Annotated in this window: 25 protein-coding genes and 1 pseudogene; 10 read left to right on the forward strand and 16 right to left on the reverse strand. The window is 36.5% G+C overall.

Annotated elements, in window-relative coordinates:
* Positions 1-16 precede the first annotated feature (16 nt).
* The 7 genes and pseudogenes from ACJ5H0_RS19635 to def all read left to right on the forward strand — a co-directional run bounded on the left by ACJ5H0_RS19635 (position 17) and on the right by def (position 6,314).
* Positions 17-898 (forward strand): heme/hemin ABC transporter substrate-binding protein, encoded by an 882-nt coding sequence (locus tag ACJ5H0_RS19635; RefSeq protein WP_411251656.1) that lies wholly within the window; start codon positions 17-19, stop codon positions 896-898.
* Positions 882-1,921: pseudogene (locus ACJ5H0_RS19640) on the forward strand (FecCD family ABC transporter permease). The gene ACJ5H0_RS19635 and the pseudogene ACJ5H0_RS19640 overlap by 17 nt, the downstream one beginning before the upstream one ends.
* Positions 1,921-2,694, forward strand: coding sequence for a heme ABC transporter ATP-binding protein (locus ACJ5H0_RS19645; RefSeq protein ID WP_172277582.1), 774 nt, complete (start codon positions 1,921-1,923; stop codon positions 2,692-2,694). The pseudogene ACJ5H0_RS19640 and the gene ACJ5H0_RS19645 overlap by 1 nt, the downstream one beginning before the upstream one ends.
* 2 nt (positions 2,695-2,696) lie before the next feature.
* Positions 2,697-3,347, forward strand: coding sequence for a class I SAM-dependent methyltransferase (locus ACJ5H0_RS19650; RefSeq protein WP_345989626.1), 651 nt, complete (start codon positions 2,697-2,699; stop codon positions 3,345-3,347).
* A gap of 5 nt (positions 3,348-3,352) precedes the next feature.
* Positions 3,353-4,381: a hemin-degrading factor gene (locus ACJ5H0_RS19655; RefSeq protein WP_411251659.1), complete on the forward strand. Its 1,029-nt coding sequence runs from the start codon at positions 3,353-3,355 to the stop codon at positions 4,379-4,381.
* 194 nt (positions 4,382-4,575) lie between these two features.
* Entirely contained in the window at positions 4,576-5,448 is an 873-nt protein-coding gene (locus tag ACJ5H0_RS19660; RefSeq protein WP_172277591.1) for a ChaN family lipoprotein, read from the forward strand.
* A 248-nt stretch (positions 5,449-5,696) separates the two neighbouring features.
* A complete protein-coding gene (gene def, locus ACJ5H0_RS19665; RefSeq protein ID WP_411251661.1) occupies positions 5,697-6,314 on the forward strand; it encodes a peptide deformylase in 618 nt (205 codons plus the stop codon).
* Between the two features lie 36 nt (positions 6,315-6,350).
* Here the strand turns inward: def and ACJ5H0_RS19670 are convergent, their stop codons facing one another.
* Complete coding sequence (locus ACJ5H0_RS19670) at positions 6,351-6,785, reverse strand: MarR family winged helix-turn-helix transcriptional regulator (protein ID WP_172277597.1); 435 nt, start codon at positions 6,783-6,785, stop codon at positions 6,351-6,353.
* A 29-nt stretch (positions 6,786-6,814) separates the two neighbouring features.
* Entirely contained in the window at positions 6,815-7,447 is a 633-nt protein-coding gene (locus tag ACJ5H0_RS19675) for an NAD(P)H-dependent oxidoreductase (protein ID WP_411251664.1), read from the reverse strand.
* A gap of 179 nt (positions 7,448-7,626) precedes the next feature.
* Between ACJ5H0_RS19675 and ACJ5H0_RS19680 the strand changes: the two genes are divergently transcribed.
* A complete protein-coding gene (locus tag ACJ5H0_RS19680; protein ID WP_306611479.1) occupies positions 7,627-8,382 on the forward strand; it encodes an SDR family oxidoreductase in 756 nt (251 codons plus the stop codon).
* Positions 8,383-8,390: 8 nt separating this feature from the next.
* Here the strand turns inward: ACJ5H0_RS19680 and ACJ5H0_RS19685 are convergent, their stop codons facing one another.
* From ACJ5H0_RS19685 to ACJ5H0_RS19750, 14 genes are all read right to left on the reverse strand, one after another.
* Complete coding sequence (locus ACJ5H0_RS19685) at positions 8,391-8,666, reverse strand: hypothetical protein (protein ID WP_273647454.1); 276 nt, start codon at positions 8,664-8,666, stop codon at positions 8,391-8,393.
* A 105-nt stretch (positions 8,667-8,771) separates the two neighbouring features.
* Complete coding sequence (locus ACJ5H0_RS19690; protein WP_273647455.1) at positions 8,772-9,734, reverse strand: protein-glutamine glutaminase; 963 nt, start codon at positions 9,732-9,734, stop codon at positions 8,772-8,774.
* 271 nt (positions 9,735-10,005) lie between these two features.
* Positions 10,006-11,040 carry a serine hydrolase domain-containing protein gene (locus ACJ5H0_RS19695; protein ID WP_306611485.1) on the reverse strand — a complete coding sequence of 345 codons (1,035 nt, stop codon included), beginning with the start codon at positions 11,038-11,040 and terminating at the stop codon, positions 10,006-10,008.
* A gap of 248 nt (positions 11,041-11,288) precedes the next feature.
* Positions 11,289-12,041 carry a lipoyl(octanoyl) transferase LipB gene (gene lipB, locus ACJ5H0_RS19700; protein WP_172278320.1) on the reverse strand — a complete coding sequence of 251 codons (753 nt, stop codon included), beginning with the start codon at positions 12,039-12,041 and terminating at the stop codon, positions 11,289-11,291.
* Between the two features lie 75 nt (positions 12,042-12,116).
* Positions 12,117-12,851 (reverse strand): tryptophan synthase subunit alpha, encoded by a 735-nt coding sequence (gene trpA, locus ACJ5H0_RS19705; protein WP_411251665.1) that lies wholly within the window; start codon positions 12,849-12,851, stop codon positions 12,117-12,119.
* 122 nt (positions 12,852-12,973) lie between these two features.
* Positions 12,974-14,152 carry a tryptophan synthase subunit beta gene (gene trpB, locus ACJ5H0_RS19710; protein ID WP_411251667.1) on the reverse strand — a complete coding sequence of 393 codons (1,179 nt, stop codon included), beginning with the start codon at positions 14,150-14,152 and terminating at the stop codon, positions 12,974-12,976.
* An 11-nt stretch (positions 14,153-14,163) separates the two neighbouring features.
* Entirely contained in the window at positions 14,164-14,703 is a 540-nt protein-coding gene (locus ACJ5H0_RS19715; protein WP_411251669.1) for a mitochondrial porin family protein, read from the reverse strand.
* On the reverse strand, positions 14,687-15,082 hold the full coding sequence (locus tag ACJ5H0_RS19720) for a hypothetical protein (protein ID WP_411251671.1): 396 nt from the start codon (positions 15,080-15,082) through the stop codon (positions 14,687-14,689). Before ACJ5H0_RS19720 ends, ACJ5H0_RS19715 begins: the two co-directional genes overlap by 17 nt.
* 123 nt (positions 15,083-15,205) lie before the next feature.
* Positions 15,206-15,859: a phosphoribosylanthranilate isomerase gene (locus ACJ5H0_RS19725; protein ID WP_411251674.1), complete on the reverse strand. Its 654-nt coding sequence runs from the start codon at positions 15,857-15,859 to the stop codon at positions 15,206-15,208.
* Positions 15,859-16,641, reverse strand: a complete 783-nt coding sequence (gene trpC / locus ACJ5H0_RS19730; protein ID WP_411251677.1) for an indole-3-glycerol phosphate synthase TrpC — start codon at positions 16,639-16,641, stop codon at positions 15,859-15,861. The genes ACJ5H0_RS19725 and trpC overlap by 1 nt, the downstream gene beginning before the upstream one ends.
* Before the next feature lie 60 nt (positions 16,642-16,701).
* On the reverse strand, positions 16,702-17,688 hold the full coding sequence (trpD, locus tag ACJ5H0_RS19735) for an anthranilate phosphoribosyltransferase (protein ID WP_411251928.1): 987 nt from the start codon (positions 17,686-17,688) through the stop codon (positions 16,702-16,704).
* Positions 17,689-17,726: 38 nt separating this feature from the next.
* Complete coding sequence (locus ACJ5H0_RS19740; RefSeq protein WP_273647464.1) at positions 17,727-18,326, reverse strand: anthranilate synthase component II; 600 nt, start codon at positions 18,324-18,326, stop codon at positions 17,727-17,729.
* 10 nt (positions 18,327-18,336) lie between these two features.
* On the reverse strand, positions 18,337-19,758 hold the full coding sequence (locus ACJ5H0_RS19745) for an anthranilate synthase component I family protein (RefSeq protein WP_411251679.1): 1,422 nt from the start codon (positions 19,756-19,758) through the stop codon (positions 18,337-18,339).
* A gap of 267 nt (positions 19,759-20,025) precedes the next feature.
* Positions 20,026-20,670: a hypothetical protein gene (locus ACJ5H0_RS19750; protein ID WP_411251681.1), complete on the reverse strand. Its 645-nt coding sequence runs from the start codon at positions 20,668-20,670 to the stop codon at positions 20,026-20,028.
* A 137-nt stretch (positions 20,671-20,807) separates the two neighbouring features.
* Between ACJ5H0_RS19750 and ACJ5H0_RS19755 the strand changes: the two genes are divergently transcribed.
* Positions 20,808-21,032, forward strand: coding sequence for a hypothetical protein (locus tag ACJ5H0_RS19755; RefSeq protein ID WP_172276484.1), 225 nt, complete (start codon positions 20,808-20,810; stop codon positions 21,030-21,032).
* The gene (locus ACJ5H0_RS19760; RefSeq protein ID WP_172277630.1) at positions 21,032-21,406 is read left to right on the forward strand and encodes a c-type cytochrome; all 375 of its coding nucleotides are present in this window, start codon (positions 21,032-21,034) and stop codon (positions 21,404-21,406) included. Before ACJ5H0_RS19755 ends, ACJ5H0_RS19760 begins: the two co-directional genes overlap by 1 nt.

Here is a 21,406-nt window from a genome sequence, read left to right on the forward strand (position 1 = left end):
CAATAAATAATATATCATGAAAAAGATAATTTTAGTAGCATCAATCCTTCTAGCAGTAGCTTCCTGCAAAAAAGCCGAAAGCGCAAAACAGGAAAATACAGTAGAAACAAATGCCTTAGAAACGCCGAAAACAAATAATAAAATTGTGACCTTAAATGGAGGCATCACAGAAATAGTGAGTGCTTTAGGTCATGAAAAAGAAATTGTAGGAACTGATGTTACCAGTACCTATCCTGAAACTTTAAAAGCAACAGCTAAAGATCTGGGACATGTAAGATCAATGACCATTGAGCCGATTATGGCCGTAAATCCTACATTAATTTTAGCGTCTGATAAAGATATAAACCCTGAGCTATTAGGAAAAATAAAGTCTTCAGGGATAAAAACTGAAATCTTCAAACAGGAATATTCAGTGGAAGGAACTAAAAAATTAATTGAGCAGGTAGCAAAAGCTATTGGCAACACAGATTATCAGAAACTGAATGATAAAATCGATGCGGATCTAAAACAGGTTCAGCCGATTGCTAAAAAACCTAAAGTACTGTTTATTTATGCAAGAGGAAATATGCTGATGGTTTCCGGTACGAAGACACCAATGGATGCTTTGATCGGTCTTGCAGGCGGACAAAATGCAGTTACGGAATTTGAAGATTTCAAACCGCTGACCCCTGAGGCTGTAGTAAAAGCGAATCCGGATGTATTATTCTTTTTCTCATCAGGCTTACAGGGTGCAGGAGGAAACGAAGGAGCGCTTAAAATGCCAGGTGTTTCTCAAACAAATGCCGGCAAGAATAAAAAGATCATTGCTATGGACGGAGGACTTGTTTCAGGATTCGGACCAAGATTAGGAGAGGCTGCAGTAGGATTAAATAAGTTATTAATTGAAAACACAAAGTAAACTATACTTTTATCTATCTATAAGTACCATACTGCTTGCTATCATAGCGGTATGGTCGCTTAGTACAGGAGTTTATAATTTTAACGGAGCTTCTCCGTATAAAGTTTTGTGGGAGGTTGTAAAAGGAAATGGAAATATATCGCCTAGCGATACATACGTGATATGTGATGTCCGTGCTGCGAGAATCGTTATGGCAATCTTAATTGGAAGCATGCTGGCGGTGTCCGGAACAGGATTGCAGGGACTTTTTAAGAATCCTTGGCGACGGGGGATCTAATAGGACTTACTTCGGGAGCAACATTACTTGCAGCCATTGCTATTGTTTTAGGAGGGCATTTCAAACAGTATCTTCCTGAGGTAGTACAATTTTCACTGGTGGGTATTTCTGCTTTTATCGGGGCTTTTCTATCTATGATGCTGGTATACAGGATTTCTACCAGCGGAGGTAAAACAAACGTGGTAATGATGTTGCTAACCGGTGTAGCTATTACGGCAATTGGCTTTTCAATTACCGGGTTTCTGATCTACATTTCAAAAGATGAACAATTGAGAGATCTTACTTTCTGGAATCTTGGGAGCTTGGCTGCAGCCACCTGGACAAAAAATATTGTTTTAGTCATTGTTTTGATTATCTCATATATCGTTTTAATCCCAAAAGGAAAAGCATTGAATGCCATGATGTTGGGTGAAAAAGACGCACAGCACTTAGGGATCAATGTAGAAAAACTTAAAAAAGAAATCATTATTGTCGTAGCATTAATGGTGGGAACTTCGGTGGCATTTTCGGGAACGATTGGTTTTGTAGGTCTTATTGTACCTTATATTTTAAGGCTTTTGTTCAAATCGGATTATACCTTTATATTACCGTTGTCTGCTGTTTGCGGAAGTATTTTGCTGTTGACCGGCGATACATTCAGCAGAAGTATTGTGGAGCCTTCGGAATTGCCAATCGGTATCCTCACGGCATTAATGGGAGGGCCGATTTTTATAGCCATTTTAATTAAATTTAAAAAATCACTCTAATGATAAAGGCGCATCAGATCAGCTATAAACACAAAGAATTTCATATTCTGGATGGAGTGGACGTATCATTGGAATATGGTGAGTTTTTAGCCATTGTAGGACCCAATGGAGCTGGAAAATCAAGTTTATTAAGTGTTCTGGCCAACGAGGTGAAATCCGGAAAGCAAAAAGTTTTGTTTAAAAACAAACCTGTTAACGAGTGGAATGTGGTTGAGCTTTCCAGGCATAAGGCTAAATTCTCCCAGCACAACAGCAATGATATTCCTTTGGAAGTAAAAGATGTTGTCATGATGGGGCGTTATCCCTATTTTGATGCGCAGCCGAGAAAAGAGGATCTGGAAGCCATGAACAATATGATGTATGAAACAGATGTTTTTCATCTGAAAGACCGTGAATACAATACCCTGTCCGGAGGGGAAAAGCAGAGAGTACATCTTTCACGGGTACTGGCACAGCTACAGAATGATATTGCCCACAAACTACTGTTCCTTGATGAACCACTCAATAACCTTGATGTTAAACATCAATACAAGGCATTGGAGATCATGAAGAGTTTTACAAAACAAGCAAACAGTGCTGTTGTGGTTTTACATGATTTAAATCTGGCGGCTCAGTACGCCGATAAGATATTACTCATGAAATCGGGAAGGGTTTCAGCCTATGGAACACCACAGGAAGTTTTTACTGCCGAAAATATAACTAAGGCATACAACTTTCCCTGTACCATCTGCGAGCATCCTATTACTAATAACCCAATGATCATTTTTGGATAACTATGGAAAAAGATGAACTTAAAATACTCGCTCAAAACTTAGCCAATCCACAGGGAGAAAAAGGCATTGAGATAGGCGAGATGATGAATGCAACCAATATCAGCATGACTTTGGAAAGCATCAAAACACTTTTGATAGAAGATAATGAATCTATCCTTGAAATAGGACACGGAAATGCGGGGCATCTGAAAAATATCCTGAGCAGAGCTCAAAATCTGAAATATACAGGGGTTGACATTTCCGAAACAATGTATAATGAGGCCCGGAAAATGAATAAAGACTTTGAAGGTCAGGCGGATTTTATATTGTACGAGGGACAAAAGCTCCCTTTTGAAGATAGGGTTTTTGATAAGGTTTTCACTGTTAATACGGTTTATTTCTGGGAAGAGCCGGTGGCATTCCTGAATGAAATTTACAGGGTTTTGAAGGATGACGGGACTTTCGTACTCACCTTCGGGCAGCGAAGATTCATGGAAACCTTACCGTTTACAGAATACAACTTTACCATGTACAGCAATAATGAAATGGAAGAACTTATCTCAAGGAGCCATTTCAAAAGAATGAAAATTTCGGAGAAAGAGGAGGATATCCCAAGTAAATCCGGAGCTGAAACCATACATAGAATTTATACAGTTTTAACCATAAAAAAATAAATAAAATGAGCACATTAGTTAACGAATTAAGAGAAAAGTGGGACGCTCTAAAAGAAGAAAATCCACATTTAAGAATAAGAAATGCGGCTTTACAGTTAGGTGTAAGCGAAGCTGATCTATTAGTGACTAATATCGGTGAAGGGGTAACCGTTCTGAAACCGGAATTTCAAAATATTTTAACTGATGTTGAGCAATTGGGTAAGGTGATGGCTCTTACCCGTAATGACGAATGTGTACACGAGAGAAAAGGAATTTACCAGAACGGTGACTTCAGCAGCCCTCATGCACAGCTTTTCGTGGGAGAAGATATTGATCTCAGGATCTTCCTGAACTCCTGGAAGTTTGCTTTTGCAGTTGTGGAAGGAGATAAAAAAAGCCTTCAGTTTTTCGGAAAAGACGGTTTAGCTCTTCACAAGATCTACCTGACAAAAGATAGCGACGAAAAGGCTTTTGATGCAATCGTTGAAAAATATAAGGCCGAAGATCAGAACGGAGTGTTCTCTTTTGAGGCTATTGCTCCGAAACCGGCAGAAAAACCGGATTCTGAAATTGATGCCGAAGCTTTCAAAAAAGCATGGGTTGAATTGAAAGATACCCATGATTTTTTCATGATGACAAGAAAATTCGGAGTGAGCAGAACTCAGGCTCTAAGACTGGCTCCGGAAGGTTATGCGAAGAAAATAGATAATGCTAAAGTGGTAAACGTTCTGGAGGATGCTTCCGAGAAGAATGTTCCGATTATGGTTTTCGTTGGAAACAGAGGAATTATTCAGATCCATACCGGTCATGTGAAAAAGACGCTTTGGCACCAGCAGTGGTTCAACGTAATGGATCCTGATTTTAACCTGCATCTGGATGTTACCAAGATTGAAGAAGCATGGATCGTAAAAAAGCCAACTGAAGACGGTGAAGTAACGGCTATTGAAATTTTCAATAAGGAAGGTGATTTTATCGTTCAGTTTTTTGGAAAAAGAAAACCTGGCATTCCTGAACTGCAAGAGTGGAAAGACCTTGTAGCAGAATTAGAAAAGTAATAGTTAGATGATTTGATTTGGACCGTTTTGTTTTTAAGATCAGAGCGGTCTTTTTTTAGGTGTTAAATCGCAAAAAGACTAAATTGCAAAAGGATTGAAAGGCAAAAAGATGACAGTAAAAAGGCTCATTTGCTATTAAATAGTTCAGCGATCCAGCCTTTAAGTCCTTTCACCCTTAACCAAAAATAATTACAATGAAAAATATTTTCGTATCAATATTACTGATTATGTTTTGTGCATTAAATGCCCAAAATTTCAGAGCTTATCGGTTTTATGATAAAGAAGGAAAAGAAATAGAAACAGAGCGTTTGGTGAAAGAACTTGCCAGTTATGATGTTATTTTTTTTGGTGAGAATCACAACAGCTCCATCAATCATTGGCTTCAGCTGAAAGTGACCGAAGCATTATACCAGAAGAAAAACGGACAGATTATTTTAGGAGCGGAAATGTTCGAGAGAGATAATCAAGCTCAGTTAAATGATTATTTAAATGGTAAATTCGATGCCAAAACACTAAAGGACTCTGCACGCTTGTGGAATAATTATGCAACGGACTATAAGCCACTGGTTGACTTTGCTAAAGAAAAAAAGTTAGGTTTCATTGCAACAAATATTCCCAGAAGGTACGCTTCCCAGACGGCAAAAGAAGGTCTGGAATCTTTGAATAGATTGTCTGCCAAAGAAAAAACATACATTGCCCAGTTGCCTATCAAAGTGAGTTTAGACACACCAGGATATCCTGAAATGAAAAAAATGATGGGAGACCATGCAGAAGGAACAAAAGTAATGAACTTCATTTCAGCTCAGGCAACCAAAGATGCTACGATGGCAGAATCCATCCTCAAAAATATCCAGCCCGGTAAAACTTTTATTCATTATAATGGTAATTATCATAGCAAGGAATTCGGTGGAACCTATTGGTATGTTAAACAAAAGAACCCCAATCTTAAAATGGCGGTGATCTCAGTTTTTGAATCGGACGATCCTGAATTGAAAGTTCCCGGGAAAGACTATATCCCAACAGATTTTAATTTGATTATTCCAGCCGATATGACGAAAACTTTTTAAATTTGAATGTTAAAAAGGTTGTACAATGTAAAAAGTATTCATGTATAATGATTTTGGAGGTCAGCTGAGAAATTGTATTCTTTTAATAAATGCAGGAGGAATATGTAATTTAATATACATTAATATAATTATTTAAAAAGATTTCTCATTACACTTTGTTTCATTCGAAATGACAACAATAAAAAAGGCAGCTTAGATAATCATGAATACATTTTACATCAATACATGAATACATTAATAATTAAAAAATGAAAAAATTATCTTTCCTGCTGCTTTGCTTCGTTAGCCTGGCTAATGCGCAAAAGCTGACCTCAAATGAAATTACAATAATTAATCAGGGAGATATTGGTTCTCCGCTTCCGATTTATCAGATAACAAATGCTGATCAGCACAAAACATTACTGAGTATTTCCAGTGAGGCTGATCCTGTTGATCCTAATACGGCGACACTGGTTAAAAGGATGAAAGAATCTCTTCTTTCTACCGATGGAGGAGTAGGAATAGCAGCTCCGCAGGTGGGTATTAACAGGAAAATAATCTGGGTTCAGCGTTTTGATAAAAAGGATAATCCTTTGGAGTATTTTATAAATCCTGTGATCATCTGGAGATCCGAGCTTCAAAACCTGGGACCCGAAGGAGATCTGTCCATTCCTGAATTCAGGGATCAGTTTTACAGGAGCAAAGTTATACAACTCGAATATGTTGATTTGAAAGGTCAGAAATACTCTGAGATTGTAGAAGGTTTTACAGCCGTTATTTTTCAGCATGAGATAGACCACCTTTTTGGAATTTTGATTTCTGATAAAAAAGAAAAAGAAAAAAATGATGCTTATCTGAAAGTAGATGCTTTTCAGAAAGTTAAATAAAAAACCGGCAGCCAAAAATTGGCTGCCGGTTTTTTTTTATTTTTCAATTTTACTTAAAATAATATTGATGGAATTTTTAAGTTGCAACAGATCTTCAGGTTGAACATTGATCTTTTTCATAATCTTTTCAGGGACACCACACGCATTTTCCTTTAAATTTTTCCCCTGTTCAGTCAGAAATACCTGTACCACTCTTTCATCTTCTTTTTTACGGTTTCTCGAAATAAAGCCTTTGCCTTCTAATCTTTTGAGTAAAGGTGTTAATGTACCACTATCCAGCAGGAGTTTGTCACCGATCTGAGTAACTGGCAGGCCATCCTGTTCCCACAATACCATCATCACGAGATATTGAGGATAGGTAATATCCAGTTCATCAAGAAAAGGACGGTACAAACCTGTGATCTCCTTTGCGATTGCATATAAAGGAAAGCAGATCTGATTTTCCAGTTTTAGGTTTTCCGAATTTTCCATAACAATAGAATATGAATTGGGAATTGATATTATTTTCGGATGATAAATTCATCCATAGGAATACGTACTTTTTTCATGGAAGCCAGCCAGTCTTTTTCTTCATCGCGGTATCCTAAATATAGCAAACTTACACTTTTTAATCCTAATTCTTTCAAACCAAGAATTTCATCTACCACCTCATTACTGAATCCTTCTGCCGGTGTACTGTCGATTTTTAATTCTGCTGCCTGAGCCAAAGCTAAGCCTAAGGAGATGTAAGTCTGACGGGCAGTATGTAAAAAATGCTGTTCAGGAGTCTGCGCACCGTAAATTTCTTTCAATTTATCTGTATAGCTGTTGAAACGGCCTTTCGGAAGATCTCTTACATCAGTATGGTAGTCATACACTTTATCAATTTTCTCATTGGAATAATTATCCCACGCTGCAAATACAAGCACATGAGAAGAATCTCTCATCACTTCAGGGTTTAAAGCACCCTGAACCATTTTTTCCTTTAATTTCTGATTCTCTACTACAATGATACGAAAGGGCTGTAAGCCGGATGAAGTAGGAGCCAACCTTGCAGCTTCCAAAATCGTATTTAAATCTTTTTCCGATACTTTTTTTGTTGGATCATATGCTTTCACAGCATGTCTCCAGTTTAAATTTTCTATTAATGACATTGTTTTATTTTTTGTGAAATAATTTTACGGGACAAAGTTATGACAAAATTAAATTGCTTGCAATTTAATTTTAAATAATATATTTTAGATAAAATCGATAATAGAAATATCACAAGTTTCGGATTTCGTAAAATAGACCATATTCCAATCTTTGCTGTACAATTTTAAAACAAAATACAATGCAAAGATTTATCAATCAGTATGCGCTGATAACGGGAGGAACGAATGGAATGGGGTATGCAGTTGCTGAGCAGTTTATCGGAGAAGGCGGAACTGCTATAATTACCGGAAGATCCGAAGAAACCGTGCTTAAAGCAACTGAAAAGTTAGGAAGAAAAGCAGTAGGGATAGTGTCCGATGCAGGTAATATGAAAGACCTGATGCATTTACAAAACGAAATAAAACAATACACTGAAAATATTGATCTCGTTTTTGCCAATGCAGGGTATGGGAAATTTAAGCCGATTGAAAATGTGGACCCTGAGGATTTCGATGAACTGTTTAATATTCTGGTAAAAGGACCTTTCTTTACCGTTCAACAAATGTTACCATTAATGAAAAAGGGAAGTTCGGTTATTTTTAATACTTCAGTAGCTACAGAGATTTCAATGCCTAATTTCTCTGTTTACTCGGCTGCAAAATCAGCTGTGCAATCTTTTGTGAAGACTTTTGCCACTGAGCTGTTGGAAAGGGGAATCCGGGTAAACGCTATTAGTCCCGGGCATATTAAAACCAATATCTTCAATAATACCGGACTGAATAAAGAGCAGATTGAAGATGCCGTTCAGCATATTATTCCTACAATTCCGTTTAAACGGCAGGGAGATCCATCGGAAATAGCAAATACGGTGCTTTTCCTTGCTTCAAGGGAAGCGTCTTATATCCATGGAGCCGAAATAAAAGTAGATGCCGGAATTTCTGTGATAAGATCCTAGGAAAGAAGTTATTGGATGTCATTAACCTGTTTAATAATATTGGTTTTGTTCTCAATACCGATATTATAGGCCTTACCTTTTTTCAGGCTTTGGTTTAACTTTTCCAGAAGAGTTTTGTAGGAAGAATCTTTTTTTGACACATAAAAAACCTGCGCGCTAATTCCAATAGAGATGCGCATAAAATCCCCGGGATGATCGGGGTCTTCCGTAATCTGACTGATTGTTGCATTTTTGTACCAGGTTAAATTCTGTGAACCCGAACTACCGGAGCAGGATGTTATCATACAAAAAAATAATAGTAATGTCCATACTTTCATAAAAATAGTATTATTATATAACAGCACCTGCTCATTTACAGAATCAGCAGGTGCTGTAAAATTATCAATTAATTAAAATCCACAGCTGGATACATCCGGTGCAGGTGAAGGAGAACATCCGGAAAGCAGTGAAAATTTAGTCAGTACACAGTTGGTATTGATCAGATTGTTGTCATACAGGTAAGAATTACTAGGACTTCTGTAATAAACATTTCCTGCAGTATTAGCATAAGAGGAAACGGATGCAGATCCGCAAGAGGTGTTAACGCAAGCGTTTCTCCATGCTGTATCTGTTACAGGACCGCTTGAAAATAGTGAAGGATCAATAATTCTTTTTTCCGTTACTCCGGAAGCATTTTTATAGCTTACCAATATTGCAACGTGGTAGCTCCACGCCACACAGCAAGTTCCTGTTGATGCCTTTAGGTTTCCGTATACAAATTGTTTTTCACAGTCATAGCCGTTGTTCATTAAGATTTGTCTCATCTTATGGGCTCTTGCATAACATCCGTCTACAGGATATCTGAATGTGATGCATGGTGAGGACGCCGTAGAGGTACCGCAAGACTGATTCTTTATTTGATTGAATAAAGAATTTAATGTAGCTACATCAGGAATTACACTCGCCAATTTATTGGTTTGTCCTTTTACTTCTTTTGTCAGGATCGTTTTAAAATATCTTACGTCTTCCGGGCTTGCAGACTCCACTTTTCCTATTTCATTGCTATTAGGCTTTAAGAAAATGTGTACAGGAGATTCATTCTTAACAGCCTGTCTAAGCATTCCGATATACTGCTCATTTTCTTTGGTCGGCTTAATTTCATAGAATTGCGCAGTTAACATAAATGACACCTTTATCATTCCGTTTTCTTCGTCTATCCCTACCGGTACAGTCTTTCCGAAATCTTTCAGCTTAGAATCATTTACACTTAGTTTTTCCTTTCCGTTGATTTCCTGATTCCCGTTGGAATCGGCACAGGAATTAAAAGTTAAGACGGTCACAAAGGCCATCATTGATAAAAAAAGATTTTTCATAATAATTGTAATTTGTAGTTTAATGGTGAGTTTTTGTTAAGTTGGTTGGTTATTTTAACTCTTATTTACTTCACTTTTTGGTGAAAATAAAATTAATAAAAAAAATAACATAAGCAAGTTATTTTTATAAAAACCAAAATTTTTAGTAATAATTAAAGTGTTTTGTTCATTAAAAACTACCGTTTTAATAAGTGTTAATAATGGCTCTGTGAATTTTACTATAAAAAATCAGGTTTACCTATTTTATCCGTGCAGGTTGCCAGCGGATTGGTTATTTCTTAATTAAGCTGCTTTGCAATACAATATCTCTGATTAATTTTTCAAAATAATAGTACAGTGTATTTATCTCGCTCATCTGATTTTCCATGATAACAATACTCACATCAGAAGAGGGCACATAAACATTCAATGAAGTAAAGCCATCTCCGAGACCGGTATGACCAAAATAGCTGACTCTGTGATCCTTTACAATACGAATAGCATATCCGTAACCCATCTTAGCGGTTCCGAATACATCATGTTCGGAAAATACGGATGGACTTATTAATAATTGATAGGTATCTGCGTTTAGGATTTTGCCTTTATGAAGAAAATCATTCCAGACAGATAAGTCCTTTGCTGTGCTTATTACTCCGTCGGCTGGCATATTTTCATCATTGATAAAAGAGTCATTGGAAACAGTTAATCCTTTTTCATTACTTATATGCCCCGAAACCAGCTTCTTCAGATCCGATTTCGCATAGCAGAAAGTATCTTTCATTTTAAGCTGCTTGAACAGTTCATTAGCCAATTGAGAGTAAGATTGATGGCTGACATTTTCGATGATTTTCCCTAACAAGATATAGGAAAGGTTACCGTATTTGAAATCAGAGCCCGGTCTAAATGCCAAAGGTTTCTCGAGATCAACAATCCCATGGGTATGGTTAAGCAACTGATGAACCGTTACTGAATCAGCCCAGGGCTGAGATAGTGATGGAAGGTACTTTTTTATAGGAGAATGTAAATCAACTTTTCCTTTTTCAACCTCTTTTAATAATAAAACGGCGGTGATCTGTTTGGTGTTGGACATGATTTCAAACTGATCATTTGGTTTTAAAGGAATTCGTGTCTTAGCATTTTTTATACCGTAAGCCCTGGAGTATTCAACCTTTCCGTTTCTGGTAACGAGAACAACCCCATTGAAAGTTCTAGGGCTCTTAACCTGAATTAGGCTATCGATCTTTTGTTTGTATTTATCCTTTTGTGCAAAACATATAGAAGAAATGGATAATAACAGATAGCAAAAGAACCGGGTTAATAGTTTCATTGGACTTTCAGATTTTATTAATTGCGCTAAAAACACAATGCAAAATACTAAATATGTAGGAGATTTTTCGATTTTTTATCCATATGATTCAGCCAAAAGTATATTTAAATACTATTTTTAATAAGGACAAATCATATATGATCAAAGACTCTGTGGAATAGCCGAATGATAAAAGATTAATATGTTTTTCCTTAGGAATCTCAACTTTATAAGATTAGACTCCTAAGGAATAATAAGAAAAGTAATTTTTAGAAATTGGTAGTAGTTGCAGATTTTTTATTAGAAATCTCAGCTCCAAAAACATCTGCAAAATGTTTTGTAATTTTAGATTTGATATCTTCCATTTCCTGAGGGGAAAGTTCTCTTTCAAGTTCTCTTTTCAGAGAGGTCACCTGTTTATCTTTGATACCACAAGGAATGATATATTCAAAATAGCGCATATCGGTGTTTACATTAAGGGCAAAACCATGTAAAGTTACCCAACGGGACGCTTTCACACCCATTGCACAAATTTTTCGGGCATACGGTTTTCCCACATCCAGCCAGACCCCGGTCTCTCCCTGGGAACGCTCGCCCTTAAGGCCATATTCGCCAATGGTTCTGATGATCACTTCTTCCAGGTTTCTCATGTATAAATGAATATCTGTAAAGAAATTTTCAAGATCTAAGATCGGATAACCTACAATCTGCCCGTATCCGTGATAGGTAATATCTCCGCCACGGTTTACTTTTACAAAAGTAGCATCAATCTCTTTGAGTTTATCAATTCCCGCCAGCATATTTTCTTCATGTCCGCTTTTTCCTAAAGTATAAACATGGGGATGCTCCACCAAAAGCAAATGATTGGGTGTGGTAATATGTTCTTCAGCAGGTAAATCGCGGTTTTTTATTTTGGTATCAATAATATCTTTCATCAGTTTTTCCTGATAGTCCCATGAGGACTGATAATCTCTTGTACCCAGATCTTCGAATTCTACTACTTTATTTTGATGTGTATTCATAATGAGCGTCTGTCTTTTTTTATGGTCCTGTGGAAAGACTTGTACCATTTTTTAGACATACAAATTTAGTGATTTTTAATTCTTTATTGAATTTATAAAATCTATGGCATTATTCTTCCAATCTTTATCCTGTAATAGAACATTAACGAATGCTGTTCCTATGATTCCGCCGTCTGCTTTTTCCGTTACACTTTCAAAATCTTTTTTCGATTTTATACCAAAACCGATCATTACCGGATTTTTTAACTGAAGAAGAGATATCCGGGAAAGATAATCTTCATTTTTTAATACGGCATTTTTATTTCCTGTTGTGGATGAAGAACTTACCGCATACAGGAACCCTGAGCTTAAAGAATCAAGATATAAGATTCTTTCATCTGAGGTTTCAGGTGTGATCAGAAATGTAAAGTTGAGATGATATTTCTTCAGGATTTGCTGATAATTCTTTTCAAATTCAATAGGAGGAAGATCAGGGATAATGAGTCCGGTAACGCCACTTTCCGAGCATTCTTTGCAGAAATTTTCAAAACCAAAACTTAAAACCGGATTGATGTATCCCATTAAAATAATAGGAATTTTAATTTCAGTTTTAATGGATTTCAGTTGTGATAGTAATTTCTCAATGGTCATTCCATTTTCCAATGCAAGTTCATGTGCTTTCTGTATAACGGGACCGTCAGCAACCGGATCCGAATAAGGCATTCCGATTTCCATCATGTCCGCACCGGCATCCTGTATGAGTTTTATAATATCTGCAGTATCTTCCAATTTCGGAATCCCTGCTGTGAAGTATATATTGAGTTTTTTCATTGGGTTTATTGTATTTATGTATTCATGTAAAATGTATTTATGATAAAAAGAAACATAATTTTCTTTAATAACTGTCAGAATCATTTTACATGAATACTTTTTACATTTTACAGATTAAAAATTTAAAGATTAGCTAAATAAGTTTCCATATCCTTATCACCACGCCCGCTCAGGCAGATCACCACGATGTCATTTTCGTCGAATTTCTTTTTATCCAGGACGGCCAGGGCATGTGAGCTTTCAAGGGCAGGAATAATTCCTTCCAGTTTTGTGAGCTCAAAAGCTGATTTCAGGGCTTCATCATCGTTGATGCTGAAAAATTCCGCACGCTTTTCCTTAAATAAATGAGCATGGAAAGGCCCGATCCCGGGATAATCCAAACCAGCAGAAATTGAATGGGGTTCGATTATCTGACCGTCACGGGTCTGCATGACAAGGCTTTTGCTTCCATGTAAAACGCCTAAAGTTCCAAGAAAAGTGGTGGCCGCAGATTTTCCGGATTCCACACCGAAGCCTCCTGCTTCTGCCGCAATAATTTTTACATTTTCTTCTTCCACAAAATGGTAAAAAGTTCCTGCTGCGTTACTGCCTCCTCCTACGCAGGCAATCACATAGTCAGGATTCTCTCTTCCTGTTTGTTCATGAAGCTGTTCCCTGATCTCTTTTGATATGACGCTTTGAAATCTTGCAACCAAATCGGGAAAGGGATGAGGTCCCACAACGCTGCCTATAACATAATGAGTTGTCACGGGATTATTGATCCAATCTCTTAAAGCTTCATTTACAGCGTCTTTTAATGTTTTTGATCCCGAAATTGCCGGAACTACTTCTGCACCCAGCATCTTCATTCTTGCTACATTCGGAGCCTGCCTCTGAATGTCAACTTCACCCATATAAACGATACATTTCAAACCAAGCAATGCGCAGGCGGTAGCAGTAGCAACGCCGTGTTGTCCGGCTCCGGTTTCTGCAATAATTCTGGTTTTTCCCAATCGTTTTGCCAGTAAAACCTGGCCTAGTGCGTTATTGATCTTGTGTGCACCGGTATGGTTAAGATCTTCTCTTTTCAGATAAATGTTCGTTTTGTACTGGTTGCTCAGATTTTTGGCAAAATAAAGAGGAGTAGCACGCCCTACATAATTTTTCAGTAAATCCTGATATTCTGCCTGAAACTCCTCAGATTCTATAATTTCAAGATAGTTTTTTTGAAGCTCTTCTACATTTGGATAAAGCATTTCAGGGATAAAAGCTCCTCCGAATTCTCCATAATATCCATTTTGATCAGGGTTTTTATAATTCATTTTCATTGTTGTTATTGTATTAAATAAGCAGTTTTTTCTGAATCAAGCTGCTTGAAAAGATTTCTATTTTCTTCAGACAAATGGATGATCAGGATGTCATCATCTTCAGAACTGATCCAGTGATCATCTTCCTGCTCCAGAATTTTTTTTGCTTTATCGTATAATATATCAATTTTGCACTTTTCATAAAAGGGGCGCAAATCGGAAATACAGAATCCAATAACCTGCAGGTCCCTCTCAGTAACATTTTCTGCTGAAAGCTTCAGCAATTGGCTGCCATAGCCATGTCCTTTTTGTGCAGAAACAAAGCCCACCATTTCTGTATAAGAATGTAGATTTCCCGATATCTTTAATGTAAAATCGAAATTCAGACGCAATACAGATTTGATATTTCCATCAGTGTCCAGTAATAAATGAAATTCAGAATTTTTAAATAGCTGTCTGAAATCATCAGCTTTCATACCTGTCCATTCCTTGTTTTCCCAAAGCTTTATTATTACTCCTATTTCCTGTATGGTAAGCTGTTCCGAATTTTTAATGTGGTACGTCATGGTTCAGGGTATTTAGATAGGACAGATTATGATCGAATTGCTGTCTTGTTATTTGTTTATTCTGGTACAGGTATTTTATTTTACTTGAAATGCTGATCAGGGTTTCGATATCTAGCTTTGAACGATACATTTTAAAGATCAGTTCCAGGTTATCCAGCAAATAATAAGAATCCAGTTTTTCATAAGATAAGAATATCTTAAAATAGATTTTTCCCAGGTCATAATTAACATTAGCTTTGACCGTATTTTCCATCAGTTTATCCGCAATTATTACCAAATGATATCCATCCCATAAATGAATGGTTTCAAAAAAATACTCAATATCATCTTCATTAAAATCCTTAATGATACTTATAAATATGGATAATAAACCACCCATTTCCCAGAAGTCTGTGGTGCTGTCATTTTCACATATGAAATCATGCAGTTTTTTTTACCCTTTCATTCTCAAACCTCGGTGGGAATAAAGTTTTATAGAACTGTTTTTTCAATGATTGTATATTCATAAGGATGAGATTAATGGGTTTGACTTAAATACTTTAATTTTCTCTACATCTTTAATTCCTGGTCCGGTTTCAAATTTTGAATTGATATCCAAGGCAAAAGGTTTCTGATCCAATATTTTGATACCTTTTATATTCTGTTCTGAAATGCCTCCGCTCAGCAGGTAGGGAACATTTATTTTGATATCATTTAACAGCGACCAGTCAAACTGTTTCCCAGTTCCTCCAAATGATTGACTATCCGTATCAAATAACAAATAATCAATAACGGATTGTATCCGGTCAATTTCAGAAGAAAGATGTCCCATTGTTTCACCAATCCTTAAGGCTTTGATTATTTTTACTTCCGGATCTGTTTTTTGTTTTAATACCTTAATATATTCATCACTTTCATCACCGTGCAGCTGAATAAAATTAAGCTCAGCTTTTTGAGTAATATCCACTACATTTTCTATATCCTCGTTCACGAAAACTCCTACCTTTCCTTTGTGAATGATTTTCGAAATATCATCTAAACTTAAACGATTAAGTGCATACCGCGGCGATTTTTTGTAGAATATAAATCCTATAAAATCAATATTCATGGAAATTAATTCCAGAATTTGATCAGGCAGTGTAAGACCACATACTTTTATTTGTAGCTGCTGGTTCATCACGATAGGTTTATATGGTTGATGAATTCTTTAAAGGCTTTGGCAGGATCTTCATTCTTCATAAAATATTCACCCATTAAGAATCCGTCGAAACCCTTTTCTTTCAGGTAACTGAAATCCTCAATACTGTAAATTCCACTTTCAGCAACAGATAAAGTTTGTTCAGGCAGTTGATTTTTTAATCGGACAGAATGTTGAAGATCTACTTTAAAATCTTTTAGGTTTCTGTTATTAATTCCTACCAGATCAATATCTGGATGGAAGTGTTGCAATTCTTCTTCTGTATGGATTTCCAGTAAAACTTCCAATCCCAGTTCGTGTGATAAATGGGTGAACTCCAGAACCTGTGATGGTGAAAGACAGGCGGCAATCAGCAAAATAACATCTGCACCCATATTTTTAGCCTCATAGAACTGATATTCGTCGATCATGAAATCTTTCCTGAGAACAGGCGTTTTAATCTGACTTCTGAGATCCATAATATCTTTAAAACTACCACCAAAAAAATCGGTGTCGGTAAGTATTGAAATTCCGCTTGCTCCAAAATTCTCATAAGCAGACACTACTTCAAAAGGAGAAACCTTATCATTAATTACTCCCTTTGAAGGAGATTGTCTTTTAAATTCAGCGATTATTCCGCTTTTCTCTTTAAGAGAAGATTTTAAAGAAGCGGTTTTTCTTTCAAAAAAAGCAGAATCCTTTAATTCTTCTACAGAAATATTTGCTTTTGAAAAATTAACTTCTTCTTTTTTTCTCGATATAATTTTATCTAATATGGTCATTTATTGTGTGTTTTTATATTTCCTGAAACTAATTAATTCTATTCAAAACCTCAAAATGCATTATTCTAATAACAGTTCCAGGCTTCTCAACGCTTTTGCGCCATGTAAACTTTCCTGTGCCAAAAGGAGGCAATCATCATAGGAACCGAATTTTTCCGTATGATAAAGTGCTACCGCAGCATTCGCTAAAACAACGGCATTTTGAGAATCTGTTCCCTTTCCTTCCAAAATATTCCTGAAAATTCTTGCTGCTTCCTGAATGGTTTTACCTGCCTGGATACTTTCAGGACTTACCGGATCGAATCCCAGATCTTCGGAAGAATAAATATTTTCACCTTTTTTGGTTATAATTTTACTGTCATGGGTAAGGCTGATCTCATCATATCCATCCAAACCATGAACCAGGACGAACTCCTGAGGTTCTTTTTGTAAAAGATATTGATAAATCCTTGCGATTTCCAGGTTATATACTCCGATCACAGAAAATTTTGGTTTTGCCGGATTTACCAATGGACCTAATAGGTTGAAAAAGGTTCTTAGCCCCAGTGATTTCCTCAATGCTCCGACAGACTGAAGGGCAGGATGGAAGTAGGGAGCATGTAAAAAGCAGATATTCGCTTTCTCCAGATCTCTGTTCAGCTTATCAGAATCATTATTCATCTGATAACCCAGCTCTTCCAAAACATTTGAAGAACCGGTAACAGCTGAGGCCCCATAATTTCCATGTTTTGTTACTCTTTGTCCTGCTCCGGCAATGACAAAACCGGCCAGCGTTGAAATATTGATCGTGTTTTTGCCATCACCTCCCGTTCCTACTATATCTAAAGCATCAGTGGCATCAAGGCTTACAGGAACTGCCATTTGCAATAATGCTTCCCTGAAGCCTTCCAGTTCTCTCAATGTAATATTGCGCATCAGGAAAACGCTCATAAAAGCAGTAACTTCCGTTGAATTGAATTTATTCTGGGCAATTTCAATCATGATCGCTTTGGCCTCAGATTTAGATAAGGTATGATGATTGAATAAATATTGCAGGATCTCTTTCATTTGAGGTGTTTTTATTGTTGAGGGAATATCTTGTGTTTTCAATGTAATAAGAAATTTTTAATGATAACTTCTCCGTCCGGAGTTAAAATACTTTCAGGATGAAACTGGACACCATGTACATCATAGGTTTTATGTTGCAGGGCCATGATCATTCCATCTTTATCTACGGCAGTGATCTCCAGTTCTTCGGGGAACTGATCGGGATCCACAGCCCAACTGTGGTATCTTCCTACTTCCATTCCTGATGACAGATTTTGAAAAAGTTTGGTTTTTTCTTTCACCAGCTCTGTGGTGGTGGCCACACCGTGAAAAATTTCTGAAAGATTAATCAGTCTTCCTCCGAAAGCCTCAGCAATGGCCTGCTGCCCCAGACAAACTCCGAGAATGCTTTTAGTAGGAGCATATTTCCTGATCAGATCAAGTAATATACCGGACTCCTCAGGTATGCCGGGACCTGGAGACAAAATGATCTTATCATACTTTTCAACTTCTTCCAGGCTGATTTCATCATTCCGATAGATATCCACTTTCTGGTTTAGAATTCTTTCAATGATCTGAACCAGATTATAGGTAAAGCTATCGTAATTATCAAATACTAAAACTTTAGCTGTTGATTGGGTTTTTATATTTTCGTTCATCTTATTTAAATTAGTATTTGAGTTTATCTGCCTTTTCTACAGCTTTCTTGAGTGCGTTAAGCTTATTGTTGACCTCCTGAAGTTCACTTTCAGGATTGGATTTGGCCACCAATCCTGCACCGGCCTGATAAAAAAGAGTATTGTTTTTACTTAAAAAGGTTCTGATCATAATAGCCTGGTTGCAGCTTCCGTTCAGACCTACCATTCCGATACAGCCTCCATAGTAACCCCGTGAATCCTTCTCATATTGATTGATTAATTGAAGGGCTTTATGCTTAGGAGCACCACTTAAAGTCCCCTGAGGAAAGGTGGAAGCAACCACTTCAAAAGGATTGGTATTTTCCGGTAATTCCGATGTTACTTCACTTACCATATGAATAACGTGAGAAAAAAGTTGGATTTCCTTTAACTTTGTTACCGTTACATTTCTTCCCATTTTTCCCAGATCATTTCTTGCCAGGTCTACCAGCATAGTATGTTCAGCATTTTCCTTGGGGTCATTTTTTAATTCTTCTATAGAATGAAGATCTACATCAAAGTTTCCGGTTCTTTTAAAAGTTCCCGCAATAGGATGGATGATGGCCTTATGATCTTTAATAATCAGTTGGCTCTCGGGGCTCGATCCGAATAATTTGTAATCTCCGTAATCGAAAAAGAACAGATAAGGAGAAGGATTGATATTTCTTAAAGCACGGTATACGTTGAATTCGTCACCCAGAAACTTTTGTTCGAATCTTCTGCTCAATACCAATTGAAAAACATCTCCCCGCATGCAGTGTTTTTGAGCCGTTTTAACCAGTTCCAGATATTCTTCATCAGAAATATTTGAGGTTTCTTCACCCGTTTTCTCAAAAGGGTAGACTACTGAGCTTTTATTTTTTATTAAATTTTCTAAAGTATAAAGTTCTGATTTGATCCCTTCGATTTGATTTTCGATAAAATGCATTTCATCATTGTAATGATTGATTGCAATAACGTACTGGTATAATCTGTATCTCACAAGGGGAATTTCAACCTCCAGGCTTTGTGCTTTAAAATTGATGTTCTCGAAAAACTGAACCGCCTCAAAGCTGGTATATCCGAAAAGGTTTTGTGCTGTTTCTTCAATGGGATCCGTTGTTTTTTCACAATCAAAAACAGAAGAAAAGTCATGCAGGATATCTGCGATCTTATGATCAATGATAAACTGCTTTACAGGTTCTGAATTGGGGAACTTAACCTCGAATTCATTAAGGTTCTTAACCTCAATTCCTGCTATGGCATTTATGGCGATAAATGAAAAATTATTATCTATGTTTTTAGAATCCGAGCTTTCTAAAAGAATGGTGTCCCTGAACTTGTCACGGATCTGCAGATAAATATTCATGGGTGTCTGAAGATCTCCCAGTGTTTTCTTTGATACGGTTTTTACCTTTATATTCTTATTAAACATTTGATGTTTTTATTTTTGTTTGAGATTAAATAATAAAAAAAAAGACTTCAACGGAATCCGTCAAAGTCTTGATATTTTGTTTATCTTATTTTATTGCAAAGCAGCTTAACAATTAGCAATACGATAATCCTTTCAGACCCGACGAAGAGTTTGAAAGCCACCACCAAAAATTATTGCTCGTATTAAACATGGCACAAATGTAGAAATTTTTTTTTAATATCAAAACCAAAAAAGAATAAAATTAAAAAAAACTTAAGATAAAATTAACTATCGGCTCTCTTCCAATTCTTTCTTCAGCTTTTCAATTTGAATATTGTAGTTATCATCTTTATAAACTTCTACATAATTTTCTAATGCAGTTAGGTATTCTTTGATGAATTCTTTATTGGTGGGATCTGCCTCATATTTTATTTTTGCTGTATTGATAGGAGCCCGCATTTCATATTGGCGAAGACGTCTGCCTTCTTCGGACTGATCATATAAAATCACGATATTTTTCTCATATCCCGGAATATATTTTACGGGAAATGGACTGTTTACCTGTGGAATACGGATTGCATTTTCAATAGGGTATATAGAAGCCGAAGTGGTAGAAAAAAAAGTTGTAATATATTTACCGTCCTGCTTTTTTACAATTGCTTCATAATCATGGATATACATATCGTTTAATGTAGAACTTGTCTCCACATCGGAGGTAATGATTGCAGTACTTTCAGTTCCGTATTTGTTTAAAAACCAGGCATTCAAAAACTGTCCCGCAAAGGCATTGGCTATTCCTAAAGGGATAATCGGCAGTAATAACCACCATTTTTTAGTAAGGAATGATACTAAGCTGAAGAAAACAATCAGGAGGACCACGGTGTAAAAACCATGATGACTGGTGAAAAACAGAATTTTAGAAATGAATATCATACTTTAAAATTAAAATTTTTATTTAGATAAAAGAACATTAGTAATCTTATTCCAGATAAATTATTGTTGAAACGGATATTTATCATCACTTTAAAAATTTATTTTTATACTTTTGCTTAAATTTTATAGAAAAAATAATGAAAAAAGTATTAGCACTTGCATTTATCGGAGGTTTATTAGTTGTAAACTGCAAAAAGAAACCAGATCATTCACTACAAGATAGCAACACAATGCTTGAAGAGCCTGAAGCAACTACAGTTGTAGACACTACCGCAACAGCCCGCAACAAACCAGAAGCAGATGTAAATGCAGCAGTATCCGTACCTGCAAAGGACGCAAAAGCAGATACATTGACTAAATAATGAAAAAACTGTTTTTGACAGGATGCATAGGATTTTTTATTCTTTCCTGTTCCAAAAAAGAAAATACACCTGTTGATACTCCTTCATCAGAAACAACTGCTGCTTCTGAACCGGCAAAAACCAATCTTTCCGGGAGCCAGATCATAGAAACGTTGGATTGTACAGGATGTCACACGGTTAATGAGAGAATGATAGGACCTTCTTATCAGGAAATAGCTGACAAATATTCTGAAAAAGATATTGAAATGCTGGCCTCCAAGATTATAGAAGGCGGAAGCGGAGTTTGGGGAAGTGTTCCTATGCAGCCCCATCCTCAGGTATCTAAAGATGATGCAAAAAAAATGGTAGAATATATTTTAAGTCAGAAGAAGTAA

Source organism: Chryseobacterium proteolyticum (assembly GCF_046591535.1).
Lineage (GTDB): Bacteria > Bacteroidota > Bacteroidia > Flavobacteriales > Weeksellaceae > Chryseobacterium > Chryseobacterium proteolyticum.

What these genes read in the sequence shown, in the direction of transcription:
- trpD (WP_411251928.1), bottom strand. Translation starts at nt 17,688, where the DNA reads ATGAAAGAGATCCTGCAATATTTATTCAATCATCATACCTTATCTAAA.
- ACJ5H0_RS19760 (WP_172277630.1), top strand. Translation starts at nt 21,032, where the DNA reads ATGAAAAAACTGTTTTTGACAGGATGCATAGGATTTTTTATTCTTTCC.
- ACJ5H0_RS19645 (WP_172277582.1), top strand. Translation starts at nt 1,921, where the DNA reads ATGATAAAGGCGCATCAGATCAGCTATAAACACAAAGAATTTCATATT.
- ACJ5H0_RS19650 (WP_345989626.1), top strand. Translation starts at nt 2,697, where the DNA reads ATGGAAAAAGATGAACTTAAAATACTCGCTCAAAACTTAGCCAATCCA.
- ACJ5H0_RS19720 (WP_411251671.1), bottom strand. Translation starts at nt 15,082, where the DNA reads ATGGGTGGTTTATTATCCATATTTATAAGTATCATTAAGGATTTTAAT.
- ACJ5H0_RS19725 (WP_411251674.1), bottom strand. Translation starts at nt 15,859, where the DNA reads ATGAACCAGCAGCTACAAATAAAAGTATGTGGTCTTACACTGCCTGAT.
- ACJ5H0_RS19680 (WP_306611479.1), top strand. Translation starts at nt 7,627, where the DNA reads ATGCAAAGATTTATCAATCAGTATGCGCTGATAACGGGAGGAACGAAT.
- ACJ5H0_RS19675 (WP_411251664.1), bottom strand. Translation starts at nt 7,447, where the DNA reads ATGTCATTAATAGAAAATTTAAACTGGAGACATGCTGTGAAAGCATAT.
- ACJ5H0_RS19685 (WP_273647454.1), bottom strand. Translation starts at nt 8,666, where the DNA reads ATGATAACATCCTGCTCCGGTAGTTCGGGTTCACAGAATTTAACCTGG.
- ACJ5H0_RS19690 (WP_273647455.1), bottom strand. Translation starts at nt 9,734, where the DNA reads ATGAAAAATCTTTTTTTATCAATGATGGCCTTTGTGACCGTCTTAACT.
- ACJ5H0_RS19660 (WP_172277591.1), top strand. Translation starts at nt 4,576, where the DNA reads ATGAAAAATATTTTCGTATCAATATTACTGATTATGTTTTGTGCATTA.
- trpB (WP_411251667.1), bottom strand. Translation starts at nt 14,152, where the DNA reads ATGAATTATAAAAACCCTGATCAAAATGGATATTATGGAGAATTCGGA.
- ACJ5H0_RS19715 (WP_411251669.1), bottom strand. Translation starts at nt 14,703, where the DNA reads ATGACGTACCACATTAAAAATTCGGAACAGCTTACCATACAGGAAATA.
- ACJ5H0_RS19695 (WP_306611485.1), bottom strand. Translation starts at nt 11,040, where the DNA reads ATGAAACTATTAACCCGGTTCTTTTGCTATCTGTTATTATCCATTTCT.
- trpA (WP_411251665.1), bottom strand. Translation starts at nt 12,851, where the DNA reads ATGAAAAAACTCAATATATACTTCACAGCAGGGATTCCGAAATTGGAA.
- ACJ5H0_RS19740 (WP_273647464.1), bottom strand. Translation starts at nt 18,326, where the DNA reads ATGAACGAAAATATAAAAACCCAATCAACAGCTAAAGTTTTAGTATTT.
- ACJ5H0_RS19655 (WP_411251659.1), top strand. Translation starts at nt 3,353, where the DNA reads ATGAGCACATTAGTTAACGAATTAAGAGAAAAGTGGGACGCTCTAAAA.
- ACJ5H0_RS19635 (WP_411251656.1), top strand. Translation starts at nt 17, where the DNA reads ATGAAAAAGATAATTTTAGTAGCATCAATCCTTCTAGCAGTAGCTTCC.
- def (WP_411251661.1), top strand. Translation starts at nt 5,697, where the DNA reads ATGAAAAAATTATCTTTCCTGCTGCTTTGCTTCGTTAGCCTGGCTAAT.
- lipB (WP_172278320.1), bottom strand. Translation starts at nt 12,041, where the DNA reads ATGAATACACATCAAAATAAAGTAGTAGAATTCGAAGATCTGGGTACA.
- ACJ5H0_RS19745 (WP_411251679.1), bottom strand. Translation starts at nt 19,758, where the DNA reads ATGTTTAATAAGAATATAAAGGTAAAAACCGTATCAAAGAAAACACTG.
- ACJ5H0_RS19670 (WP_172277597.1), bottom strand. Translation starts at nt 6,785, where the DNA reads ATGGAAAATTCGGAAAACCTAAAACTGGAAAATCAGATCTGCTTTCCT.
- ACJ5H0_RS19750 (WP_411251681.1), bottom strand. Translation starts at nt 20,670, where the DNA reads ATGATATTCATTTCTAAAATTCTGTTTTTCACCAGTCATCATGGTTTT.
- ACJ5H0_RS19755 (WP_172276484.1), top strand. Translation starts at nt 20,808, where the DNA reads ATGAAAAAAGTATTAGCACTTGCATTTATCGGAGGTTTATTAGTTGTA.
- trpC (WP_411251677.1), bottom strand. Translation starts at nt 16,641, where the DNA reads ATGACCATATTAGATAAAATTATATCGAGAAAAAAAGAAGAAGTTAAT.